General features: G+C 67.1%; 17 protein-coding genes. 3 read left to right on the forward strand and 14 right to left on the reverse strand.

Annotated features, from left to right (window positions below):
* Positions 1-35: 35 nt before the first annotated feature.
* The 4 genes from A7Q26_RS12805 to A7Q26_RS12820 all read right to left on the reverse strand — a co-directional run bounded on the left by A7Q26_RS12805 (position 36) and on the right by A7Q26_RS12820 (position 3,584).
* Complete coding sequence (locus tag A7Q26_RS12805) at positions 36-1,277, reverse strand: threonine synthase (protein ID WP_066860057.1); 1,242 nt, start codon at positions 1,275-1,277, stop codon at positions 36-38.
* 171 nt (positions 1,278-1,448) lie between these two features.
* On the reverse strand, positions 1,449-2,003 hold the full coding sequence (gene grpE, locus A7Q26_RS12810; RefSeq protein ID WP_066860060.1) for a nucleotide exchange factor GrpE: 555 nt from the start codon (positions 2,001-2,003) through the stop codon (positions 1,449-1,451).
* The gene (gene hrcA, locus A7Q26_RS12815) at positions 2,000-3,043 is read right to left on the reverse strand and encodes a heat-inducible transcriptional repressor HrcA (protein ID WP_066860064.1); all 1,044 of its coding nucleotides are present in this window, start codon (positions 3,041-3,043) and stop codon (positions 2,000-2,002) included. Before hrcA ends, grpE begins: the two co-directional genes overlap by 4 nt.
* A gap of 31 nt (positions 3,044-3,074) precedes the next feature.
* Positions 3,075-3,584 (reverse strand): DUF6438 domain-containing protein, encoded by a 510-nt coding sequence (locus A7Q26_RS12820; protein ID WP_066860067.1) that lies wholly within the window; start codon positions 3,582-3,584, stop codon positions 3,075-3,077.
* 94 nt (positions 3,585-3,678) lie between these two features.
* On the opposite strand from A7Q26_RS12820, the gene rph reads away from it, so the two are divergent.
* Both rph and rdgB read left to right on the forward strand, forming a co-directional pair.
* Positions 3,679-4,395, forward strand: coding sequence for a ribonuclease PH (gene rph, locus A7Q26_RS12825; protein ID WP_066860070.1), 717 nt, complete (start codon positions 3,679-3,681; stop codon positions 4,393-4,395).
* Positions 4,396-4,527: 132 nt separating this feature from the next.
* Positions 4,528-5,157 (forward strand): RdgB/HAM1 family non-canonical purine NTP pyrophosphatase, encoded by a 630-nt coding sequence (gene rdgB, locus A7Q26_RS12830; protein WP_066860073.1) that lies wholly within the window; start codon positions 4,528-4,530, stop codon positions 5,155-5,157.
* 11 nt (positions 5,158-5,168) lie between these two features.
* Here the strand turns inward: rdgB and A7Q26_RS12835 are convergent, their stop codons facing one another.
* A complete protein-coding gene (locus A7Q26_RS12835; RefSeq protein ID WP_232313788.1) occupies positions 5,169-5,732 on the reverse strand; it encodes a CAP domain-containing protein in 564 nt (187 codons plus the stop codon).
* A 61-nt stretch (positions 5,733-5,793) separates the two neighbouring features.
* Between A7Q26_RS12835 and hemW the strand changes: the two genes are divergently transcribed.
* Complete coding sequence (gene hemW, locus A7Q26_RS12840; RefSeq protein WP_084439111.1) at positions 5,794-6,969, forward strand: radical SAM family heme chaperone HemW; 1,176 nt, start codon at positions 5,794-5,796, stop codon at positions 6,967-6,969.
* Between the two features lie 143 nt (positions 6,970-7,112).
* On the opposite strand, the gene A7Q26_RS12845 is transcribed toward hemW, so the two are convergent.
* The 9 genes from A7Q26_RS12845 to ptsP all read right to left on the reverse strand — a co-directional run bounded on the left by A7Q26_RS12845 (position 7,113) and on the right by ptsP (position 18,151).
* Entirely contained in the window at positions 7,113-7,631 is a 519-nt protein-coding gene (locus A7Q26_RS12845) for a tetratricopeptide repeat protein (RefSeq protein WP_066860535.1), read from the reverse strand.
* 78 nt (positions 7,632-7,709) lie between these two features.
* Entirely contained in the window at positions 7,710-8,885 is a 1,176-nt protein-coding gene (locus tag A7Q26_RS12850; RefSeq protein WP_066860078.1) for an RsmB/NOP family class I SAM-dependent RNA methyltransferase, read from the reverse strand.
* A gap of 46 nt (positions 8,886-8,931) precedes the next feature.
* Positions 8,932-10,389, reverse strand: a complete 1,458-nt coding sequence (guaB, locus tag A7Q26_RS12855; RefSeq protein WP_066860082.1) for an IMP dehydrogenase — start codon at positions 10,387-10,389, stop codon at positions 8,932-8,934.
* A gap of 206 nt (positions 10,390-10,595) precedes the next feature.
* The gene (gene ftsH, locus A7Q26_RS12860) at positions 10,596-12,542 is read right to left on the reverse strand and encodes an ATP-dependent zinc metalloprotease FtsH (protein ID WP_066860538.1); all 1,947 of its coding nucleotides are present in this window, start codon (positions 12,540-12,542) and stop codon (positions 10,596-10,598) included.
* Between the two features lie 66 nt (positions 12,543-12,608).
* Complete coding sequence (locus A7Q26_RS12865) at positions 12,609-12,800, reverse strand: hypothetical protein (RefSeq protein WP_066860085.1); 192 nt, start codon at positions 12,798-12,800, stop codon at positions 12,609-12,611.
* Positions 12,801-12,930: 130 nt separating this feature from the next.
* Positions 12,931-13,881, reverse strand: a complete 951-nt coding sequence (gene tilS, locus A7Q26_RS12870) for a tRNA lysidine(34) synthetase TilS (protein WP_066860541.1) — start codon at positions 13,879-13,881, stop codon at positions 12,931-12,933.
* Positions 13,878-14,798 (reverse strand): tetratricopeptide repeat protein, encoded by a 921-nt coding sequence (locus tag A7Q26_RS12875; RefSeq protein WP_066860088.1) that lies wholly within the window; start codon positions 14,796-14,798, stop codon positions 13,878-13,880. The genes tilS and A7Q26_RS12875 overlap by 4 nt, the downstream gene beginning before the upstream one ends.
* 100 nt (positions 14,799-14,898) lie before the next feature.
* A complete protein-coding gene (locus A7Q26_RS12880; protein ID WP_066860091.1) occupies positions 14,899-15,801 on the reverse strand; it encodes a helix-turn-helix domain-containing protein in 903 nt (300 codons plus the stop codon).
* A 73-nt stretch (positions 15,802-15,874) separates the two neighbouring features.
* Positions 15,875-18,151 (reverse strand): phosphoenolpyruvate--protein phosphotransferase, encoded by a 2,277-nt coding sequence (gene ptsP, locus A7Q26_RS12885; RefSeq protein ID WP_066860094.1) that lies wholly within the window; start codon positions 18,149-18,151, stop codon positions 15,875-15,877.
* Positions 18,152-18,233 lie beyond the last annotated feature (82 nt).

The raw sequence follows: 18,233 nt of genomic DNA on the forward strand, positions 1-18,233 counted from the left end.
AGGCTTACGATACATCTTAAATGTATCAAAATGTCTTAGAGTTTCGTGAAGTCGATCGGCGCGTGGCGGTCCAGGGTCCGGCTCTGGTCCTCCAGAGGATATTTGAGGCCGCTGGCGCAGTTGAACAGCACTGCCTGCTCGTCGCGGCCGATCAGCCCCTCGTCCAGCGCCCTTTGATAGGCGGCGAGCGTTGCCCCGCCCTCCGGGCAAAGCAGCAGGCCATCGTCGCGCGCCACATCGCGCACTGCCGCCGCGATCGCCGCGTCCGACACGGCCAGCGCCGCGCCCCCGCTCTCGCGCACTGCGCGCAGGATCAGGAAATCGCCGACCGCCTTGGGCACACGGATGCCCATCGCGATGGTCTGGGCATTCTCCCAGCGCTCGGCAAATTCCACGCCCTGCTCGAACGCGCGGACCATCGGCGCGCAGCCTTCGGCCTGCACCGCGAACATCCTGGGCCTTTTGGAGCCGATGAGACCGATCTTCTCCAGTTCGTCGAACGCCTTCCACATGCCGATGAGGCCGGTGCCGCCGCCGGTCGGATAGAAGATCGCATCGGGGAGGTCCCAACCCAGCTGCTCGGCCAGTTCGAGGCCCATCGTCTTCTTGCCCTCGATCCGATAGGGCTCCTTGAGCGTCGAGAAGTCGAACCAGCCGCGCTCCTTGACGCCCTGCCCCACGATCGCGCCGCAATCGTCGATATAGCCGTTGACGCGATAGACCCGCGCGCCCTGCGCCGCGATCTCGCGCACATTCACTTCGGGCGTGTCGGCCGGGCAGAAGATCACCGCCTCCATGCCCGCGACGGCGGCATAGGCGGCCAGCGCCGCGCCGGCATTGCCGTTGGTGGGCATGGCGACCTGGGTCACGCCCAGTTCCTTCGCCATCGACACCGCCATGACGAGGCCGCGCGCCTTGAAGGAGGCGGTGGGCAAACGCCCCTCATCCTTGGCAAGCAGATGCGCCCCACCCAGCCGCCTGGCCGTGCGCGGCAGCGGAATGAGCGGCGTCGCATTCTCGCCGAGGCTGACGATGTTGGACGTCTGCCGCACCGGCAGCAATTCACGCCAGCGCCACAAGTCCATCGGCCGCTGCGCCAGCGCGTCCCTGGTCAGCGTGGCACGCACGCCGTCGAGGTCGTAGCGAACGAGCAGCGGCTTCCCGGCCACCGACAGCCCATGCAGCCGATCCGCCTCATAGCGCTCGCCGGTCAGCGAACATTCGAGATGGGTGACGAAGGTCCGGCGATCGGTGGTGAGGTTGAGGTCGTGGCGCAAGATCGTCTCCGTCAGGCTGAACCTCCTGACTCCCCCTCGCGCAGGCGGGCGGGGCGCGAGAACTGCCGAGCCGAAGGCGAGGTTAGTCGCAAAGGTGTGGGCAAGATCCATGGCTTCGCCACGAGCCGCCCACACCCGGCCCCTCCCGCAAGCAGGGAGGGAGAATATAGGTTATTCCGGCTTCTTCGCCACGCTGACCATCGCCGGCCGCAGCAGGCGGTCCTTGATCATGTAGCCGGCCTGCATCTCGACCAGGATGGTGCCCGGCTCGGCGTCGGCCGACGGGACTTCCATCATCGCCTGATGCTTGTTGGGGTCGAGCGGCTGGCCGACCGACTCCAGCCTGGCTATGCCGTTGCGCCCGAACACGCTTTCCAGCTCGCGGCCGGTCGCTTCCAGACCGACGACCAGGCTCTTGAACTTGTCGTCCTCGCGCAGGTCGGCGGGAATCGCGGCCAGCGCCCGGCTCAGATTGTCGGCGACCGACAGCATGTCGCGGGCAAAGGCGGTCGCGGCATAGGCGCGCGCGTCGGCCAGTTCCTTTTCCAGCCGGCGACGGACATTCTGCGTGTCGGCATGGGCGTAGAGAATATCCTGCTTCGCGGTGGCGAGTTCCGCCTCCAGCGCGGCGATCCGCTCGGCCGCCGCATCTCCGGCAGGCGCCGCGTCCTCGGGCAGCGCATCCACGACTTCGGTATTTTCCAGATTCTGATTGTCTTCGCTCATCTCATCAATCTCGACAGCGTCTGTGCAGTGAAATCCACCATGGGGATCACCCGCGCATAGTTCAAGCGCGTGGGCCCGATCACGCCGACCACGCCGACGACCCGGCCGTCCGCGCCACGGTAGGGAGCGGCTATGACCGAAGAACCCGACAGGGAAAAGAGCTTGTTTTCCGAGCCGATGAAGATTTTGGTCGCGCTGCCGGCCAGCGCGCCGCGCAGCAGGTCCAAAATTTCCTGCTTGCCCTCCAACTGCTCCAGCAATTGCCGCGCCCGCTCCAGGTCGGCCGCCGCGCCATCATCCAGCAGGTGCGACTGGCCGCGCACGATCAGCACCGGCCGGTCGTCAGCGTCGTGCGACCAGATGGCGAGGCCACGGGTGACCAGGTTGCGCGCGCTATGGTCGAGCGCGCTGCGCTCCATTTCCATCTCGCGCGCCAACGCCTCGCCGGCCTCGCGCAGGGTCATGCCGCCAAAGCGCGCCGACATGAAATTGGCCGCCTCGTTCAGCATCACCGGGGTGACGCCGTCGGGCAGGTCGAGCACGCGATTTTCGACCGACCCGTCCTGCCCCACCAGAACGGCGAGCGCCTGCCGCGCATTCAGGGGGACGAAACCGAACTGGCGCAGCACCGGCTCGCGCTTGGGGACCATGACGATGCCGGCGCAGGCGGAGAGGCCCGAAAGCGTCGCCGTGGCGGCGGACAGCGCCTCCTCGATCGGTCCGCTTTCGACGATCCCCGCCTCGATCGCGCGCCGTTCCTCGGCCGAAGGTTCGGCGGCCTGCATCATCCCGTCGACGAACAGGCGCAATCCCGTCTCGGTTGGCATCCGCCCCGCCGATGTGTGCGGCGCGGCAAGCAGGCCCAGCTCCTCCAGATCCTGCATGACATTGCGAATCGAAGCCGGCGACAGGCTGAGCGAGGCCATCTTGCTGATGGTGCGCGATCCCACGGGCAGACCGGTGCCGAGATAGCTTTCGACCACCAGGCGGAAAACGTCGCGGGCACGATCGTTCAGTTCGGAGATCGGAATAGCCGACATGGCTCCTATCTAGGCAAGAGGAAGCGCGCGCTCAAGGCGTGACCGCCTTGGGATTGAGCATATGCTGGACGTCCAGTATCTTGGGCACCGACGCGATCGCGACGCGCAGCCTGCCATAGCGCGCATCCATGCAGCCCGACTGATATTCCAGGCGCGTCGACGCCTGGCCCGGCCTGCTCCATTCCACGACATAGCTGGGCATGTCGGTGGCGAAGCGCTCGCAATTGCTGCCATGGGCGATCCTTTCGGTCGCACCCGCGGCCGGGCGATGCGGCGCCAGCGTCGCGATCAGCCGACGATATTGCGCCGCCGTCACGGTGAAGCGCGTCGGGCCGGGTACGGAGGTGAACCGCTCCGGCTCCAGCAGGCCCGACCCGTCAGGCGACACCTGCACGCTGTAGGCCGGGCACGCGCCGAAGCAGCGTCCCGCCGTGAAGCGGATCACGTCGCCCGGCGCCCGTGGCGGCTCCAGCCCTTCTTCCTTCACGGCGCATCCCGCCAGCGCGAACAGGCCGGCCGCGATCAAGATTTTCACTCTCATACCCCCTCTTATCGCCAAATCGCCCGCATGGCACTGGCAAGAAGCGTCTTCGGACGCTAAGCGCCGTCACCTGACCGCTTCGGAGAAGAAATTTATGCGTCCTTCCGGCCGCGCGCCCGACCAGATGCGCGACATCACCATGGAGCCCGGCTTCACCATCCATGCCGAAGGCAGCTGCCTCGTCAGCTTCGGCGACACGCGCGTCCTGTGCACCGCATCGATCGAGGAAAAGGTGCCGCCCTTCCTGCGCGGCAAGGGATCGGGCTGGGTCACGGCCGAATATGGGATGCTGCCCCGCGCCACCCACACCCGCGGCAGCCGCGAGGCAGCCAAGGGCAAGCAGTCCGGCCGCACCCAGGAAATCCAGCGCCTGATCGGCCGCTCGCTGCGCACGATCGTGGACCTCAAGAAACTGGGCGAGCGCCAGATCGTGATCGACTGCGACGTGATCCAGGCCGATGGCGGCACCCGCACCGCCGCCATTTCGGGCAGCTGGGTCGCGCTGCGCATTGCGGTCGACAAGCTGCTGGCGAGCGGCGCGCTCACCGAAGACCCGATCATCCAGAAGGTCGCGGCGATCAGCTGCGGCATCTATGAAGGCACGCCGGTGCTCGACCTCGATTATGCCGAGGACAGCAATGCGGAAACCGACGCCAACCTGATCCTGACCGGCGACGGCAAGTTCGCCGAAGTGCAGGCGACGGCCGAAGGCGCGGCCTATGACGAGGAGGAACTGCTCCGCCTGCTCCGCCTCGCCCGCATCGGCTGCGCGAAGATCTTCGCGGCGCAGGACGCGGCGACGGGACGGTAAGCGACCATAATCCCTTATTGCCGTCATGCCGGGCTTGACCCGGCATCCCGCTTTCCTTTGACTGGGTCGAAGAAGACGCGGGGTTCCGGCTGAAGGCCGGAATGACGCGAAAAAGAAGGCAAGGGCAAGGCGATGAGCGACGAATTCGGACAGGAACAGGCGATCCGCAAGCTGGCGCCCGGCAAGCTGGTGATCGCCAGTCACAATCCCGGCAAGGTGCGGGAAATCGCCGCGCTGCTCGGTCCCTACGGCATAGAGCCGATTTCCGCCGCGTCGCTCGACCTGCCCGAACCGGACGAAACCGGCACCACCTTCATCGCGAACGCCGAGCTGAAGGCGATGCAGGCCGCCGATCTCAGCGGCCTGCCCGCGCTCGCCGACGACAGCGGTTTGTGCGTCGAGGCGCTGGGCGGCGATCCCGGCCTCTTTTCCGCCCGCTGGGCTGGCCCGGACAAGGATTTCGGCCTGGCCATGCGGCTGGTGTGGGACGGTATCCAGGCGAAGGGGCCGGATGCGGGCCATGACGCCCATTTCATCTGCGCCCTCGCCCTCGCCTGGCCCGACGGCCATGTCGAGGCGTTCGAGGGACGGGTCGACGGCACGCTGGTCTGGCCGCCGCGCGGTGACAGGGGCTTCGGCTACGACCCGATGTTCATGCCCCACGGCCACGACATCAGTTTCGGCGAGATGGACCCGGACAAGAAGCACGCCATGAGCCACCGCGCCGACGCATTCGCGCAGCTGGTGAAAGCGGTTTTCTAAAGCGCTGCGTCCTACCGCCCTCCGCTGGCCAGCACCCTTGGCCCCGAATCGGCATCCAGCGGCCCCTGGCCGAAGGCGTTGCCTGCAGGGAAATAGCGGCAGACCAGATAGTCGTTACCGGCCCCTTCGCCCAGCGCGCAGCCCAGCTTGCGGGTCGTCCGCCAGATGATCTGGGTATAATGGGCGACATCCTGCCAGCGGCCTGTGGTGCTGATGTTCGGCAGCCGGCCGCCGCGGCGGAACAGCCGCTTTTCGTCCAGGAAGCCGCCGACCATCACCTCATAGTCATAAAGGCCACGCGTCCCCATCCACAGATTCTCGCCGCTGGGAACCGACCGGCTTGCCCGGTTCGAATGGGCGAAGACCCCGGTCCGCGCCATCGTCCGGGCATAGGCGCGCGCATCCGCCGCCAGCGCATCGTCCCATTCCAGCGGCGCCAGTCCCAGCGAATCGCGCTCCTCATTATGCATGTCGAGCATGACGTCGCGCAGCAAACCGTCGTCGCGCTCCGCCTCCTCCATGCCATAATAGGCCGCCGTGCGTGATTGCGCGACCGCAGCTCCCGCCGTCATCATCAGCGCCGCAACACCCGCCCGTAGCACCGCGCGACAAATGCGTCTAAGGCCCGCCCCGTCCATGTCGATCAATGATCCCCGCAACCCGTCGGCTTCTGCCGCTCCTCTCGCCTTATATGTGCATTGGCCCTTTTGTGTATCCAAATGTCCCTACTGCGATTTTAACAGCCATGTGCGTGACCGGATCGACACAGATGCCTGGCGCGCCGCGCTGCTGGCGGACATGGCGCATGAGGCGACGCTGACTGCCGGACGGCCGCTCTCTTCCATCTTCTTCGGCGGCGGCACGCCCTCTCTGATGCCGCCCGCGCTGGTCGCGGACCTGATCGCGGCAGCCGACGGCCACTGGGGCCTTGCGCCAGGCGTGGAAATCACGCTGGAGGCCAACCCCAATTCGGTCGAGGCCGCCCGCTTCGCCGACCTTGCCGCCGCTGGCGTCAACCGCGTGTCGCTCGGCCTCCAGGCGCTCGACAATGAGGCCCTGCATTTCCTCGGCCGCGCCCATGACGTGGACGAAGGACTGGCGGCGCTCGACACGGCGCAACAGGTGTTCGACCGGATCAGCTTCGACCTCATCTACGCCCGCCCGGGCCAGAGCGAGGCCGACTGGCAGGCCGAACTCGCCCGCGCTCTCGCCTTCGGCACCGATCATCTCTCGCTCTACCAGCTGACGATCGAGCCGGGCACCCGCTTCGCCACGCTGGTTGCGCAGGGCAAGCTCACCCCCGCCGATCCCGATCATGGCGCGACCCTCTACGAACTCACCCAGGCGATGACGGGCAAAGCGGGCATCCCCGCCTATGAGATCAGCAACCACGCCCGCGCGGGTCAGGAGAGCCGCCACAACCTCACCTACTGGCGCTATGGCGATTATATCGGCATCGGCCCCGGTGCCCATGGCCGCCGCACGGGCAAGGCCACTCTGCGCCACAAGAAGCCCGAAAACTGGATGAGCGCCGTGACCCGCAATCGCCATGGCACCCAGAGCGAGCAGCCGCTGACGGGCGAGGATCGCGCGCGCGAAGCGCTGCTGATGGGCCTGCGCCTGACCGAAGGCGTGGATCTGGACCGCATCTCCGCCCTGTCCGGCATCAGCGTTCCGCATCTGGTGGACGAACGCACGATCGACCAGCTGATCGACATCGGCCTGCTCCACCGCCGGGATGCCCGGCTCCAGGTCTCGGCGGCGGGGATGCTGTTGCTCGACGCCATCCTGCCGGAAATTGTGACGGTTTAGGGCCAGCTGAAACCGGATAGTCTCAACCTACAGCCGTTCGCTTCGCGCTTGTCGAGAAACCGGGCCAAACCGAGACCCGGAAAGCCGAATGCTCGAAGCGGACGGATCGAAGCAGATCCTCCAGTTCCAGACAAAAGCCCGGATCAGGGCTGCTCGGTCGCCTTCGCCTGCGGCGTGGGCACTGCGTCCTTGCTGGTCAGCGCGACCGCCGGCGGCCCCTTCTGGATCGCGGCGGCCAGCTTGCCGACCGGAGCGCAATCGGCCTTGCACAGCTTCTGCGCCTGCGCCAGCACTTCCTTCGCCCGCGCGACCGCACCCTTTTCCATCATAGCCTCGCCCTGCCCGGCGAGCGCCGTGACGTCGGTCGGATCGAGCAGCAGCGCTTCCTTGTAGAGGCGGATCGCCTTGCCCTGAAGCCCTTGCGCCCGGGCGACTTCGGCCAGTTCGACATAGGCCGTCCGGTTGCGGGGATCGACCGCCAGCGCGCTTTCCAGCGCGTCGGTAGCACCCTGGAGATTGCCCGCCTTGCGCGCCGCCTCACCCGCCTTCTGCCATTCGATCGACTGCGGACTGATCTGGCTATCCGGCTTCTGGCTCAACCCCATGCTGGAAACGGTGGTCAGGACGGCAGCAAGGGCAATCGAGGCAGGGGTGAAACGCATTATGATCTCCAGCCATGTTTCAGGCGCTGATTCCGACCAAGTGTCGCGATTTTGCGCGGCCTTGTCCATGCTCTGTTTTCAAGCCCCCCGCTTGAGCCGCGCGAAATAGAAGCCGTCGCTGCCGTCATGTCCGGGCGTCAGCAGCAGCCCCGCACCATGGCGCCGCCCGACCGGCAGGTCTATCGGTTCCGCCTCCCAACCGGCATGGCGGCTGAGGAAGGCGTTCACCTGATCGCGCCCTTCCCGGTCGGTCAGCGCACAGGTGGCATAGACTAGCACGCCCCCCGGCGCGAGCAAGGGCGCGGCAAAATCGAGAATCCGAGCCTGCTCGGCGACCAGCCGGTCCAGGCGCGCAGGCGTCAGGCGCCAGCGCGCTTCGGGATTGCGCCGCCAGGTGCCGGTGCCCGAACAGGGCGCATCGACCAGCACGACATCCGCCCGGCCTTGCAGCGTTTCCAGACCGCGCGCCTCATGACTCTGATCCAGCAGCAGCGTCTCGATGAAGGTCGCACCCGCTCGCTCGGCACGCGGCTCCAGCCGGGCGAGGCGCGAACGGATGGTGTCAGCAGCCAGCAACCGCCCCTGCCCCTCCATCGCGGCGGCGAGCGCCAGCGTCTTGCCGCCCGCCCCCGCGCACATGTCGACGACCGTCATACCCGGCCGCGCGCCACAGGCCGCCGCGATCCACTGGCTACCGGCGTCCTGCACCTCGACCAGACCGTCCTTCCACGCCGCACTCTGCTCGACCGGCCAGCCTTCCGGCAGGCGCAGCCCATCAGCCAGGCCCGCAATCGGCGCGGCTTCGGGCAGCATGGGCGCGGCATCGGCCGGCGCCGCCTTCAACCGATTGACGCGCAGGTCGACCGGGGCGCGGCCCAGCAGCGCGTCCTGCTCCACGGGCGCGGCCAGCAGCGGTCGGAGCCAGCCAGGCACCGCACCCGCCGACACGCCGACCTCGCCCGGCTCGATCGGCAGCGGCGCATGGGCGGAGCCATCGAACAGCGCGGCGATCTGCGGCCGCTCCTGCGCCAGCCCGATCATCGCTTCGCGCCCCGTCTCCGGCCGTTCCGCGACCCGGCGGATGGCATCATAGACATGGTCCCGCACCGCCCGCCGGTCGCGCGAGCCGGCATAGCGCCGTTCCTTGAAATAGCGGGCGATCAGCGTGTCGGCCGCCGGACCGCCATCGCGCGCCGACGCGATGATGGCGTCGAGCAGGTCGATCGCGGCCTGGATGCGGGCGGATGGGGTCATCTATACCTTCCCCCCTCCCTGGAAGGGAAGGGAATGGAGAAGCGCTTTACCGCGTCGGATAGTTGGGCGCTTCCCGCGTGATCGTCACGTCATGCACATGGCTTTCGGACAGGCCGGCATTGGTGATCTGGACGAAGCGGGCGCGCTCCTGGAGATCCTTGATCGTGCGGCTGCCGGTATAACCCATCGCCGCCTTCACGCCACCCACCAGCTGGTGGATGACATCCTTGGCCGGCCCCTTGAACGGCACCTGGCCTTCGATCCCTTCGGGCACCAGCTTCATCTGGTCCTTGATGTCGGCCTGGAAATAGCGGTCGGCCGAACCGCGCGCCATCGCTCCGACGCTGCCCATGCCACGATAGCTCTTGTAGGCGCGCCCCTGGTAGAGGAAGGTTTCGCCCGGCGCTTCGGCCGTTCCCGCCAGCAACGATCCGACCATGACGCAGCCTGCGCCCGCCGCCAGCGCCTTCGCCACGTCGCCCGACGTGCGCAGGCCGCCATCGGCGATCACCGGCACGCCATGCTTCGCGGCTTCATTGGCGGAATCCATGACGGCGGTGAGCTGCGGCACGCCAACGCCCGCGACGACGCGGGTGGTGCAGATGGAGCCGGGACCGATGCCGACCTTCACGCAGTCCGCGCCCGCGTCGATCAGCGCCTTGGTCGCCTCGGCGGTGGCGACATTGCCGGCGACCACCTGAACATGGTTGGACAGTTTCTTGACCGCTTCGACCGCGACCGCCACCTGCCTGCTGTGGCCATGGGCGGTGTCGATGACGATCAGGTCGCATTCTGCGTCGATCAGCGCCTTGCTGCGCTCCAGCCCCTTTTCGCCCACGGTGGAGGCGGCGGCGACGCGCAGCCGGCCGGAAACATCCTTGGTCGCCTGCGGATAGGTGACGGCCTTCTCGATATCCTTGACGGTGATCAGGCCGACGCAGTGATAGGCATCGTCCACCACCAGCAGCTTTTCGATTCGGCGCTGGTGCAGCAGCCGCTGCGCCTCTTCCTGATCGACGCCGACCTTGACCGTGGCGAGGTTATCCTTGGTCATCAGCTCGCTGACCGGCTGGGACGGATTTTCGGCGAAGCGGGTGTCGCGATGGGTCAGGATGCCGACCAGCTTGCCGTTCGCCTCCACCACCGGGATGCCGCTGATCTTGTGGCGCTGCATCAGCATCTGCGCGTCGGCCAGCGTGGCGCTCGGCAAAATGGTGATGGGGTTCACCACCATGCCGCTCTCGAACCGCTTGACCGCGCGTACCGCATCCGCCTGTTCCTCAACCGTCAGGTTGCGATGCAGCACGCCGATCCCGCCCAGCTGCGCCATGACGATCGCCATGTCGGCCTCCGTCACCGTGTCCATCGCCGACGACAAGATCGGGATATTCAGCTTGATCGCCTTGGTCACATGGGTGGACGTGTCCGCCTGGCTGGGCAGCACATCGGATTCGGCGGGCTGCAACAGCACGTCGTCAAAGGTGAGGCCGAGGCGGATATCCATGGAAAAAGCCACTTTCTGCTACGCGGGCCGAACTGAGGGAAACCGGGCCGCTGGGGGATTTGTGGCGGCCCATGTAACCACTTCGTGTCGGAACGGCCAGACCCCAAGCGGGATTTTCTTGCGCTGGATCGCGAACTCGATTTCGCCCCGACGAAAGAAGGGCGCAGCCATCGGCCACGCCCTTCTTCGCTCAACTCTTGCGCTCCTTACGCCCCGGCGGGGGAAGGATCGCCGAACGGCCCCTTGCGCTTGCGCGTGCGGGGGATGGAGGAACCCGCCGCCGGGATCACCGAAGGCTTGATCGTCGTGCCGTCATCACGGGTGATCTCGCCCTTGTCGAGCAGCGTCTTGATCTCCTCGCCCGACAGCGTCTCATATTCCAGCATCGCATTGGCCAGCAGGTGCAGCTGATCCTCATGACCCTTCAGCACTTCCTGCGCACGGGCATAGCCCTGCTCCACCAGGCCGCGAATTTCCTTGTCGATCAGCTTCGCCGTTTCGTCCGACATATGGACGCGCTGGCTCTGCGAATAGCCCAGGAACGTCTCACCCTGCTGCTCCTCATATTGCAGCGGACCCAGCTTGTCGGACATGCCCCATTGCGTGACCATGTCGCGCGCCAGCTTGGTGGCATACTGGATGTCGCCCGAAGCGCCGCTCGACACCTTGTCATAGCCGAAAATGATCTCCTCGGCGACGCGCCCGCCCATGGCGACGGCCATGTTCGCGTGCATCTTGTCGCGGTGATAGCTGTAGCTGTCCCGTTCCGGCAGGCGCATTACCATGCCCAGCGCGCGACCACGCGGGATGATCGTAGCCTTGTGGATCGGGTCGGACGCCGGTTCATGGACCGCGACGATGGCATGGCCCGCCTCATGATAGGCGGTCATCTTCTTCTCATCGTCGGTCATGACCATGGAGCGACGCTCGCTGCCCATCATCACCTTGTCCTTGGCCGCCTCGAACTCGTCCATGGCGACCAGACGCTTGCCGCGGCGGGCGGCCATCAGCGCGGCTTCGTTGACCAGGTTGGCGAGGTCGGCACCCGAGAAGCCGGGCGTACCGCGCGCGATGGTGCGCGGATTGACGTCCGGCGCCAGCGGCACCTTCTTCATGTGGACGGCCAGGATCTTCTCGCGGCCCTCGATGTCGGGGCGCGGCACCACCACCTGGCGGTCGAAGCGGCCCGGACGCAGCAGCGCGGGATCCAGCACGTCGGGGCGGTTGGTCGCCGCGACGATGATGATGCCCTCATTCGCCTCGAAGCCATCCATTTCGACCAGTAGCTGGTTCAGCGTCTGCTCGCGCTCGTCATTGCCGTTGCCCAGGCCAGCGCCGCGATGACGGCCAACCGCGTCGATTTCGTCGATGAAAACGATGCAGGGCGCGTTCTTCTTCGCCTGCTCGAACATGTCGCGGACACGGCTGGCGCCGACGCCCACGAACATCTCGACGAAATCCGAACCCGAAATAGTGAAGAAGGGAACGCCCGCCTCCCCCGCGATCGCGCGGGCCAGCAGCGTCTTGCCGGTACCGGGCGAACCGACCAGCAGCGCGCCCTTGGGAATCTTGCCGCCCAGCCGCGCAAACTTGGTCGGGTCCTTCAGGAACTCGACGATTTCCTGCAATTCCTCGCGCGCCTCGTCGATGCCGGCGACGTCGTCGAACGTCACCTTGCCATGTTTCTCGGTAAGCAGCTTGGCCTTCGACTTGCCGAAGCCCATCGCGCCGCCCGCGCCGCCGCCCTTCTGCATCTGGCGCAGCACGAAGAAGGCGATGCCCAGGATCAGCAGGAACGGCAGCGATTGATAGAGGATGATCTGCCAGAAGCTCGGCCCCTGCTCGGCCTGGCCCGAATATTTGACGTTATAGTCGTCGAGCAGGCCGGTCAGGCCCGGATCGCTGACGGGCAGGGTCGTGAACTTCTGACCGCTCGACAATGTGCCGGAAATCTTATCCGCCGCGATAGCGACGTCCTTGACCTGCCCTTCCTGCACCTTGGCGCGGAATTCGGAATAGGCGATCTCGCTGCCGGCCGCGCCCACCGGGCGGTCGAACATGGACACGAACAGCAACAGGGCGACGATCACGCCGGCCCAAATCATCGCGCTCTTGATCCAGGGGTTGCCCTGCGGGTCTTTATCGTCGTTCATCATCACTCTCTTTCACCCGCCAAGATAGGGAGCGCCCGCAAAAGCGCAAGCGGATGCGCGCGGGGGTCAGCCGCCCAATATGGCGGACGTCGCAATATAGCCCAGGGCGATCGCCGCCCCGGCCGACAGGCCGCACAGCAGATAGCCCATGTAGAGCAGCAGCGGCGGATGCGGCTGCCTCAACCGGTGGTTCCGTTGCGCTGCCGAAAGGATCACACTCGCCAGCAGACCGTAGGTGAGAGCCGCAAATTCCATCATTCGTCCGAAAATCCCCGCATGAACAGGGCTCCGATTAACCATGGTGGGCGTTAAGAAAACATCATTGCACTGCAACAAAGCGGTCAGCCGTGAGAGTCGCGCGCCCGGCCGTGGAACCTTTCCGTAACGATCAGCGACGCGGCGGCGCGGGCGTCAACATCCAGCCGTTCTCGCCCTTGAGCAGCCATGCCCCGAGACTCGCCTGCCCCCCGCCTGTCGCGGCCGCGATCGCCCGGTCCAGCGCGTCGCCGCGCGGCGGCGGCGCGTCCGGCGCGGCCCGCTCCAGCATCAGCAGCACCAGTCGCCGCAGATATTCGCGCGGCAGGTCGGTCCGGTCCAGCCGATAACCCGCTCCCTCGGCACGCACATGGCACCGGGCGAGATCAGCAAGCGACCATTCGAGCGCCGCCTCCGCCTCCGCCAGCGCCGCGGCACTGCGGGCTACGGCCTCCGCGTCCAACCAGTCCGCCCCCGCCAGCGCGGACCGGATCACCGCCCGGTCGAAACGCGGATCTGCATTGGACGGGTCATGGACATGGGGGACATTCTCCGCCTCCACCAGCGCCTGCAACGCCGCCTTGCGCACGCCAAGCAGCGGCCGGATCACGCGTCCGGCCCGTCCCCGCACGCCCGCCAGCCCGCCGACCCCCGATCCCCGATTCAGCCGCATGACCATGGTTTCCAACTGGTCGTCGGCATGATGGGCGGTCATGACCCAGTCGATGCCCCGCTCCTGGCGCCACGCCTCGATGCGCGCGTAACGCTGCCCTCGCGCCCAGGCCTGCACATTGCCGGCCACGGGCGCATCAGGCGCCAGGATGCTGTGATCGATGCCCTGGGCGGCACACCATCGCCCGACCATCGCCGCCTCCGCCGCCGAGTCCACGCGCAGCCCATGGTCCAGCGTCACCGCCGCGACCCGCCCTGGAAAGGCGCAGGCGGCGAGAAACAGCAGCGCCATGCTGTCCGGCCCGCCGGATACGGCGATGCCGTATCGCGCCGCCGGATCGGCCACGCCCAGCGCCTCGACCGCCGCGATCAGCCGGGCTTCCAGCGCCGCCCGGCCGTGGCGCCTGTTCAGCTGCACTTCGCCTTGACGCGGCCCTTGTCCATCATGCCGCGCTGGCTGGCCGACAGGCTCGACCCATAGACCTGCTCCAGTTCCTGATAGACCTTGCAGGCGTCGGCCGGCTTCTTGAGCTGGATCAGCGCCTCGCCCAGATAGGCCAGGCTGTCGGCGGCACGGTCACCGCGCGGACGCTTCTGGTAATTTTCGTAAAAGGCAACTGAGGCCAGCGCGGGCTTGCCGTCATCCAGATAGGCGCGGCCCAGCAGGTTGGCGGCGCGGCTGCCGACCGACGTGTCGCCATATTTGTCCACCGTAGCCTTCAGTTGCGCCTGCGCTTCGGGATAGAATTTCGCGTCCCAGAGACGGAAGCCATAGCTATAGGCATCGCCTGCCGCATCGCCGCTATTGGGCCGCTCGATCGCCGCAACGGCGGTCTTGCGCTCCTCGCTTGCGGCGGCGGGTGCCGCCGCCGGCCGCGTTGCGGGCCTTGCCGCGACCGGCTCGGACGGTGCGGGCGCCGCCACGGTCGGACGCATCGCGGGCGGCGCTTCCGGCGCCGTCAGGCGACTGTCCGTCTCGGCCTTATATTTGTTGAACGCCTCTTCCAGCTGGCGCAGCTTGAAGCTGTTTTCCTCGACCTGGCCCGTGATCGCGGCAAGCTGCGATTCCAGCGCGCCCACGCGGGCGGTCAGGTCGGCGATCGGCGTGCTGGCCGGCGTCCCCGGCGTGACCATGGGCGTCGCCGGGCGGGTGATTTCCGCCTCCAGCGGCGCACCGGCGGGAAAGACCTTGCGCTGGACCGCCCGCATTTCCTTCTCCAGCCGATCGACCCGCACCTCCACCGCGCCACTCTGGGCGGTCGCGGGCACTGCGATCGAAAGCAGCGCGCCCCCTAGCAATGCTGAGGTCGCGAAAAAGGCGTGACGCATGATGATCCCCGACAATGAATTTGCAATAACCATAAGCCGTTATTCCGCGCCGTAAAGCGCGACATTCGGGCAGGCCGGCGGTGGGCCGGCGACGACCGGCTCAGTTGGCCGCAGTGGCGCCCGGCTGCGGCACGGCGGGCGCGGGCTGCGCCGGGGCCGGCACCGGCGCGCCGCCGACGGGGCGCGTCGCGGTGGGCTGGGCCGCCACTGCCCCTGCGCCAGCGGCCCGCGCCAGCAGCGCCTCGGCGCTCACCGGCACGTCGGCGATGGTGCGGTCCGCCTGACCCAGCGGCGGCACAGGCTTGCCGCCGACCGTGACGCCCAATGCCTGCGGCCGTCCTGTCAGGATCATCGGGTTGCGCGCAGTGGCCGGCAGGGTGAAGCTCTCACCCTTTTTCATCAGCCCGTCCTTCAGACGTTCGCCCGCCTCGTCATAAATGCGCAGCCACACGTCATCGACGGCGGTGAAGACGACGGTCTGCGCCACCGGCGCCGCCGGCGCCGCGCCCGCCGGACGGGCGGCGACGGGCTTGGCCTGTTCCTGCGCGGCGATTTCCTCGCTGGTCGGCGGAGTGAACATCTGGGTGCGCCAGATCATGAAACCGGCGATCAGCAGGACGACGATGGCCGCCGCCGTCCAGGCCAGCGCACGCGAAGGAACGCGCGCCGGATCAAGCGGCTCGAACGCCTCATAGCGATTGGCGCCCAGATCCGATCCATGCACGGCGTTGCGGACCTCCGCCGCGATCATCACTTCGTCCACGCCCACCGCGCGGGCATAGGCGCGGGCGAATCCGACGGCATAGGGAATGCCGGGCAGCGCCGCATAATCGTCCCGCTCGACCGCCTCCAGCTGACGCTGCGCGATCCGGGTGCGCGTCGCCACATCCTGGATCGAGAGACCCTGCACATCGCGCGCCGCGCGCAGCTTCGCGCCCGGGGTCGCGGGTTGCACATCCTGCGCCTGCACCGCGCCGGTTTCGACTTCTGGATCTTCTGCCATGCTGCTCCGCGACCTGTGATGGTCGGCCTTGTCTCATTGCGGGACGTGCGTTGTCAACGCCGCTCCCGCCGCCTCAGTTCAGTTCGATGCCCCGTTCGACCGCCCATCCGGTCAGCCTTTCGCGAATGTCCCGTGCGCCGCTGTCCAGCAGCTCGCGCATCAGCGCCTGCACCTCGCTGGCGTCGACCGCGCGGATCATCGCCTTGACCGGCCCGACCGACGCGGGGGTGATCGACAGGCGGCGGATGCCGAGACCGACGAGCGCCATGGCTTCGAGCGTCCGCCCGCCCATCTCGCCGCACACGCCCACCGGCACCTTATATTCCACACAGGTCCGCACGACCCGATCGAGGAAGCGCAATATGGCGATGCTCAGCCAGTCGTAGCGCTCCGCCAGCTTGGGATGGGCGCGGTCGGCGGCGAACAGGAACTGTGTCAGGTCGTTGGTGCCGATCGAAAGGAAATCGACGCGCGGCAGCAATATGTCCAGCACCTCGGCCAGCGCCGGCACTTCCAGCATCGCGCCATAGCGGACCGCGATCGGCAGCTTCTTCTTCTGCGCGTGCAGCCATTCGCGCTGATGCTCGACCAGCGCGCGCGCCTCCTCATATTCCCATGGCTCCGACACCATCGGGAACATGACGTTCAACACCTTGCCCGCGCTCGCCTCCAGCAACGCGCGGGCCTGGGCCTTCATCAGCCCGTCCCGGTCGAGCGCCAGCCGCAGCGCGCGCCAGCCCATCGCCGGGTTGTCCTCCAGTTCCTCGTCGCCGTCGCGCGTCATGTAGGGCAGCGCCTTGTCGCCGCCGATGTCGACGGTACGGAAGATGACCGGGCGGTCGCCCGCCGCATCCAGCACATCCTTGTAGAGCCGCTGCTGCTTTTCCCGCTGCGGCAGGGTAGCCGACACCAGGAACTGGAATTCGGTGCGGAACAGGCCGATGCCGTCCGCCCCGACCAGGTCCAGCGCCTGCGCATCTTCGCGCAGCCCGGCATTGACCATGAGTTCCACCCGCTGCCCATCGGTCGTGACAGAGGGCAGGTCGCGCATCGCGGCAAATTCGGCACGGCGCTTCTGCGTCACGTGCAGCTTGTTCTCGAACGCCTCGTCCATGTCGGCGCTGGGCCGGATCAGCAGCGTATTTTCCGCCACGTCCATCAGGATGAGGTCGCCCTCGTTCAACTGGTGGCGCACGTCGCGCACCCGCCCCAGAACCGGCACGCCCATGGCGCGCGCGACGATGGTGACATGCGCCGTCAACGATCCTTCCTCCAGGATTACGCCCTTCAGCCGCCGCCGGTCATATTCCAGCAGCTCCGCCGGCCCCAGGTTACGCGCGATGAGAATGGCGTCCTGCCGCAGGCCCATCTGCGCCGCCGTGCCCAGCTGGCCCGACACGATCCGCAGCAGGCGGTTCGCCATGTCCTCCAGATCGTGCATCCGGTCGCTCAGCAGGGGATCGTCGATCTGGCGCATCCGCATCCGCGTGCGCTGCTGCACGCGTTCGATCGCCGCCTCGGCGGTCAGACCGCTGTCGATCGCCTCGTTGATCCGCCGGATCCACCCCTCGTCATAGGCGAACATCTTGTAGGTTTCGAGCACCTCCTGATGCTCGCCCTCAGTGCCGAACTCGGCCGCGCCGGTCATGCGGTCGATCTGCTCGCGCATCTTGGTGAAGGCGGAAATGACCCGCGCCCGCTCCGCCTCCGTATCCTCCGCCACGGTATGTTCGATATGGACGCGCGGCTGGTGGAACACCGCATGGCCGCGCGCCATGCCCATCACCAGTTGCAACCCGTGCAGCATGGTGGTTCCCGTTTCCGCCACGCGAGAATCGGCTGGGCCGTCATCGGCCAGTTCGGCATTGGCGATCAGTTCCGACAGCACCATGGCGACCGTCTGCAACGCCTCGATCTCGACCTCTTCATAACGACGCGGCTCGACATGCTGCACGCACAGGACGCCGATGGCGCGCTCGCGGCGAACGATCGGTACGCCCGCGAAGCTGTGGAACAGCTCCTCGCCCGTTTCGGGGCGATAGCTATAGTCGGGGTGCGACGCCGCCTCGTCCAGGTTCAGCGTCTCGACATTGGTGGCGATCAGACCGACCAGACCCTCGCCCATCGCCATGCGGGTGACATGGACCGCCTCCTGCTTGAGGCCGCGCGTCGCGAACAGCTCCAGTACGCCCTCGCGCACAAGATAGATGGAGCAGACCTCGCTCGACAGCGACTGGCCGATGATCTCCACCACCTTGTTCAGCTTCGCCTGCGCGCTGGTGCGCGACGCCATCACTTCCTGCAGGCGGATGAGGATCTGGCGGGCGGCGGCGGCGGGGGTGCTGGGCATATCGCTGCGCTATCAGATACAAGGGTCGCTTTCCAAGGTCGGGGCGCAAAAAAGTTGCGCGGAATTGCCGCCATTTGGCCTT

Source organism: Sphingobium sp. TCM1 (assembly GCF_001650725.1).
GTDB lineage: Bacteria > Pseudomonadota > Alphaproteobacteria > Sphingomonadales > Sphingomonadaceae > Sphingobium.

Bases quoted from the DNA above. Each gene is read 5' to 3' on its own strand.
- A7Q26_RS12820 (WP_066860067.1), bottom strand. From the start codon at position 3,584: ATGAGAGTGAAAATCTTGATCGCGGCCGGCCTGTTCGCGCTGGCGGGA.
- grpE (WP_066860060.1), bottom strand. From the start codon at position 2,003: ATGAGCGAAGACAATCAGAATCTGGAAAATACCGAAGTCGTGGATGCG.
- hrcA (WP_066860064.1), bottom strand. From the start codon at position 3,043: ATGTCGGCTATTCCGATCTCCGAACTGAACGATCGTGCCCGCGACGTT.
- A7Q26_RS12875 (WP_066860088.1), bottom strand. From the start codon at position 14,798: ATGCGTCACGCCTTTTTCGCGACCTCAGCATTGCTAGGGGGCGCGCTG.
- A7Q26_RS12835 (WP_232313788.1), bottom strand. From the start codon at position 5,732: ATGATGACGGCGGGAGCTGCGGTCGCGCAATCACGCACGGCGGCCTAT.
- rdgB (WP_066860073.1), top strand. From the start codon at position 4,528: ATGAGCGACGAATTCGGACAGGAACAGGCGATCCGCAAGCTGGCGCCC.
- rph (WP_066860070.1), top strand. From the start codon at position 3,679: ATGCGTCCTTCCGGCCGCGCGCCCGACCAGATGCGCGACATCACCATG.
- ftsH (WP_066860538.1), bottom strand. From the start codon at position 12,542: ATGAACGACGATAAAGACCCGCAGGGCAACCCCTGGATCAAGAGCGCG.
- ptsP (WP_066860094.1), bottom strand. From the start codon at position 18,151: ATGCCCAGCACCCCCGCCGCCGCCGCCCGCCAGATCCTCATCCGCCTG.
- A7Q26_RS12880 (WP_066860091.1), bottom strand. From the start codon at position 15,801: ATGGCAGAAGATCCAGAAGTCGAAACCGGCGCGGTGCAGGCGCAGGAT.
- A7Q26_RS12845 (WP_066860535.1), bottom strand. From the start codon at position 7,631: ATGCGTTTCACCCCTGCCTCGATTGCCCTTGCTGCCGTCCTGACCACC.
- hemW (WP_084439111.1), top strand. From the start codon at position 5,794: ATGTCGATCAATGATCCCCGCAACCCGTCGGCTTCTGCCGCTCCTCTC.
- A7Q26_RS12850 (WP_066860078.1), bottom strand. From the start codon at position 8,885: ATGACCCCATCCGCCCGCATCCAGGCCGCGATCGACCTGCTCGACGCC.
- guaB (WP_066860082.1), bottom strand. From the start codon at position 10,389: ATGGATATCCGCCTCGGCCTCACCTTTGACGACGTGCTGTTGCAGCCC.
- A7Q26_RS12865 (WP_066860085.1), bottom strand. From the start codon at position 12,800: ATGATGGAATTTGCGGCTCTCACCTACGGTCTGCTGGCGAGTGTGATC.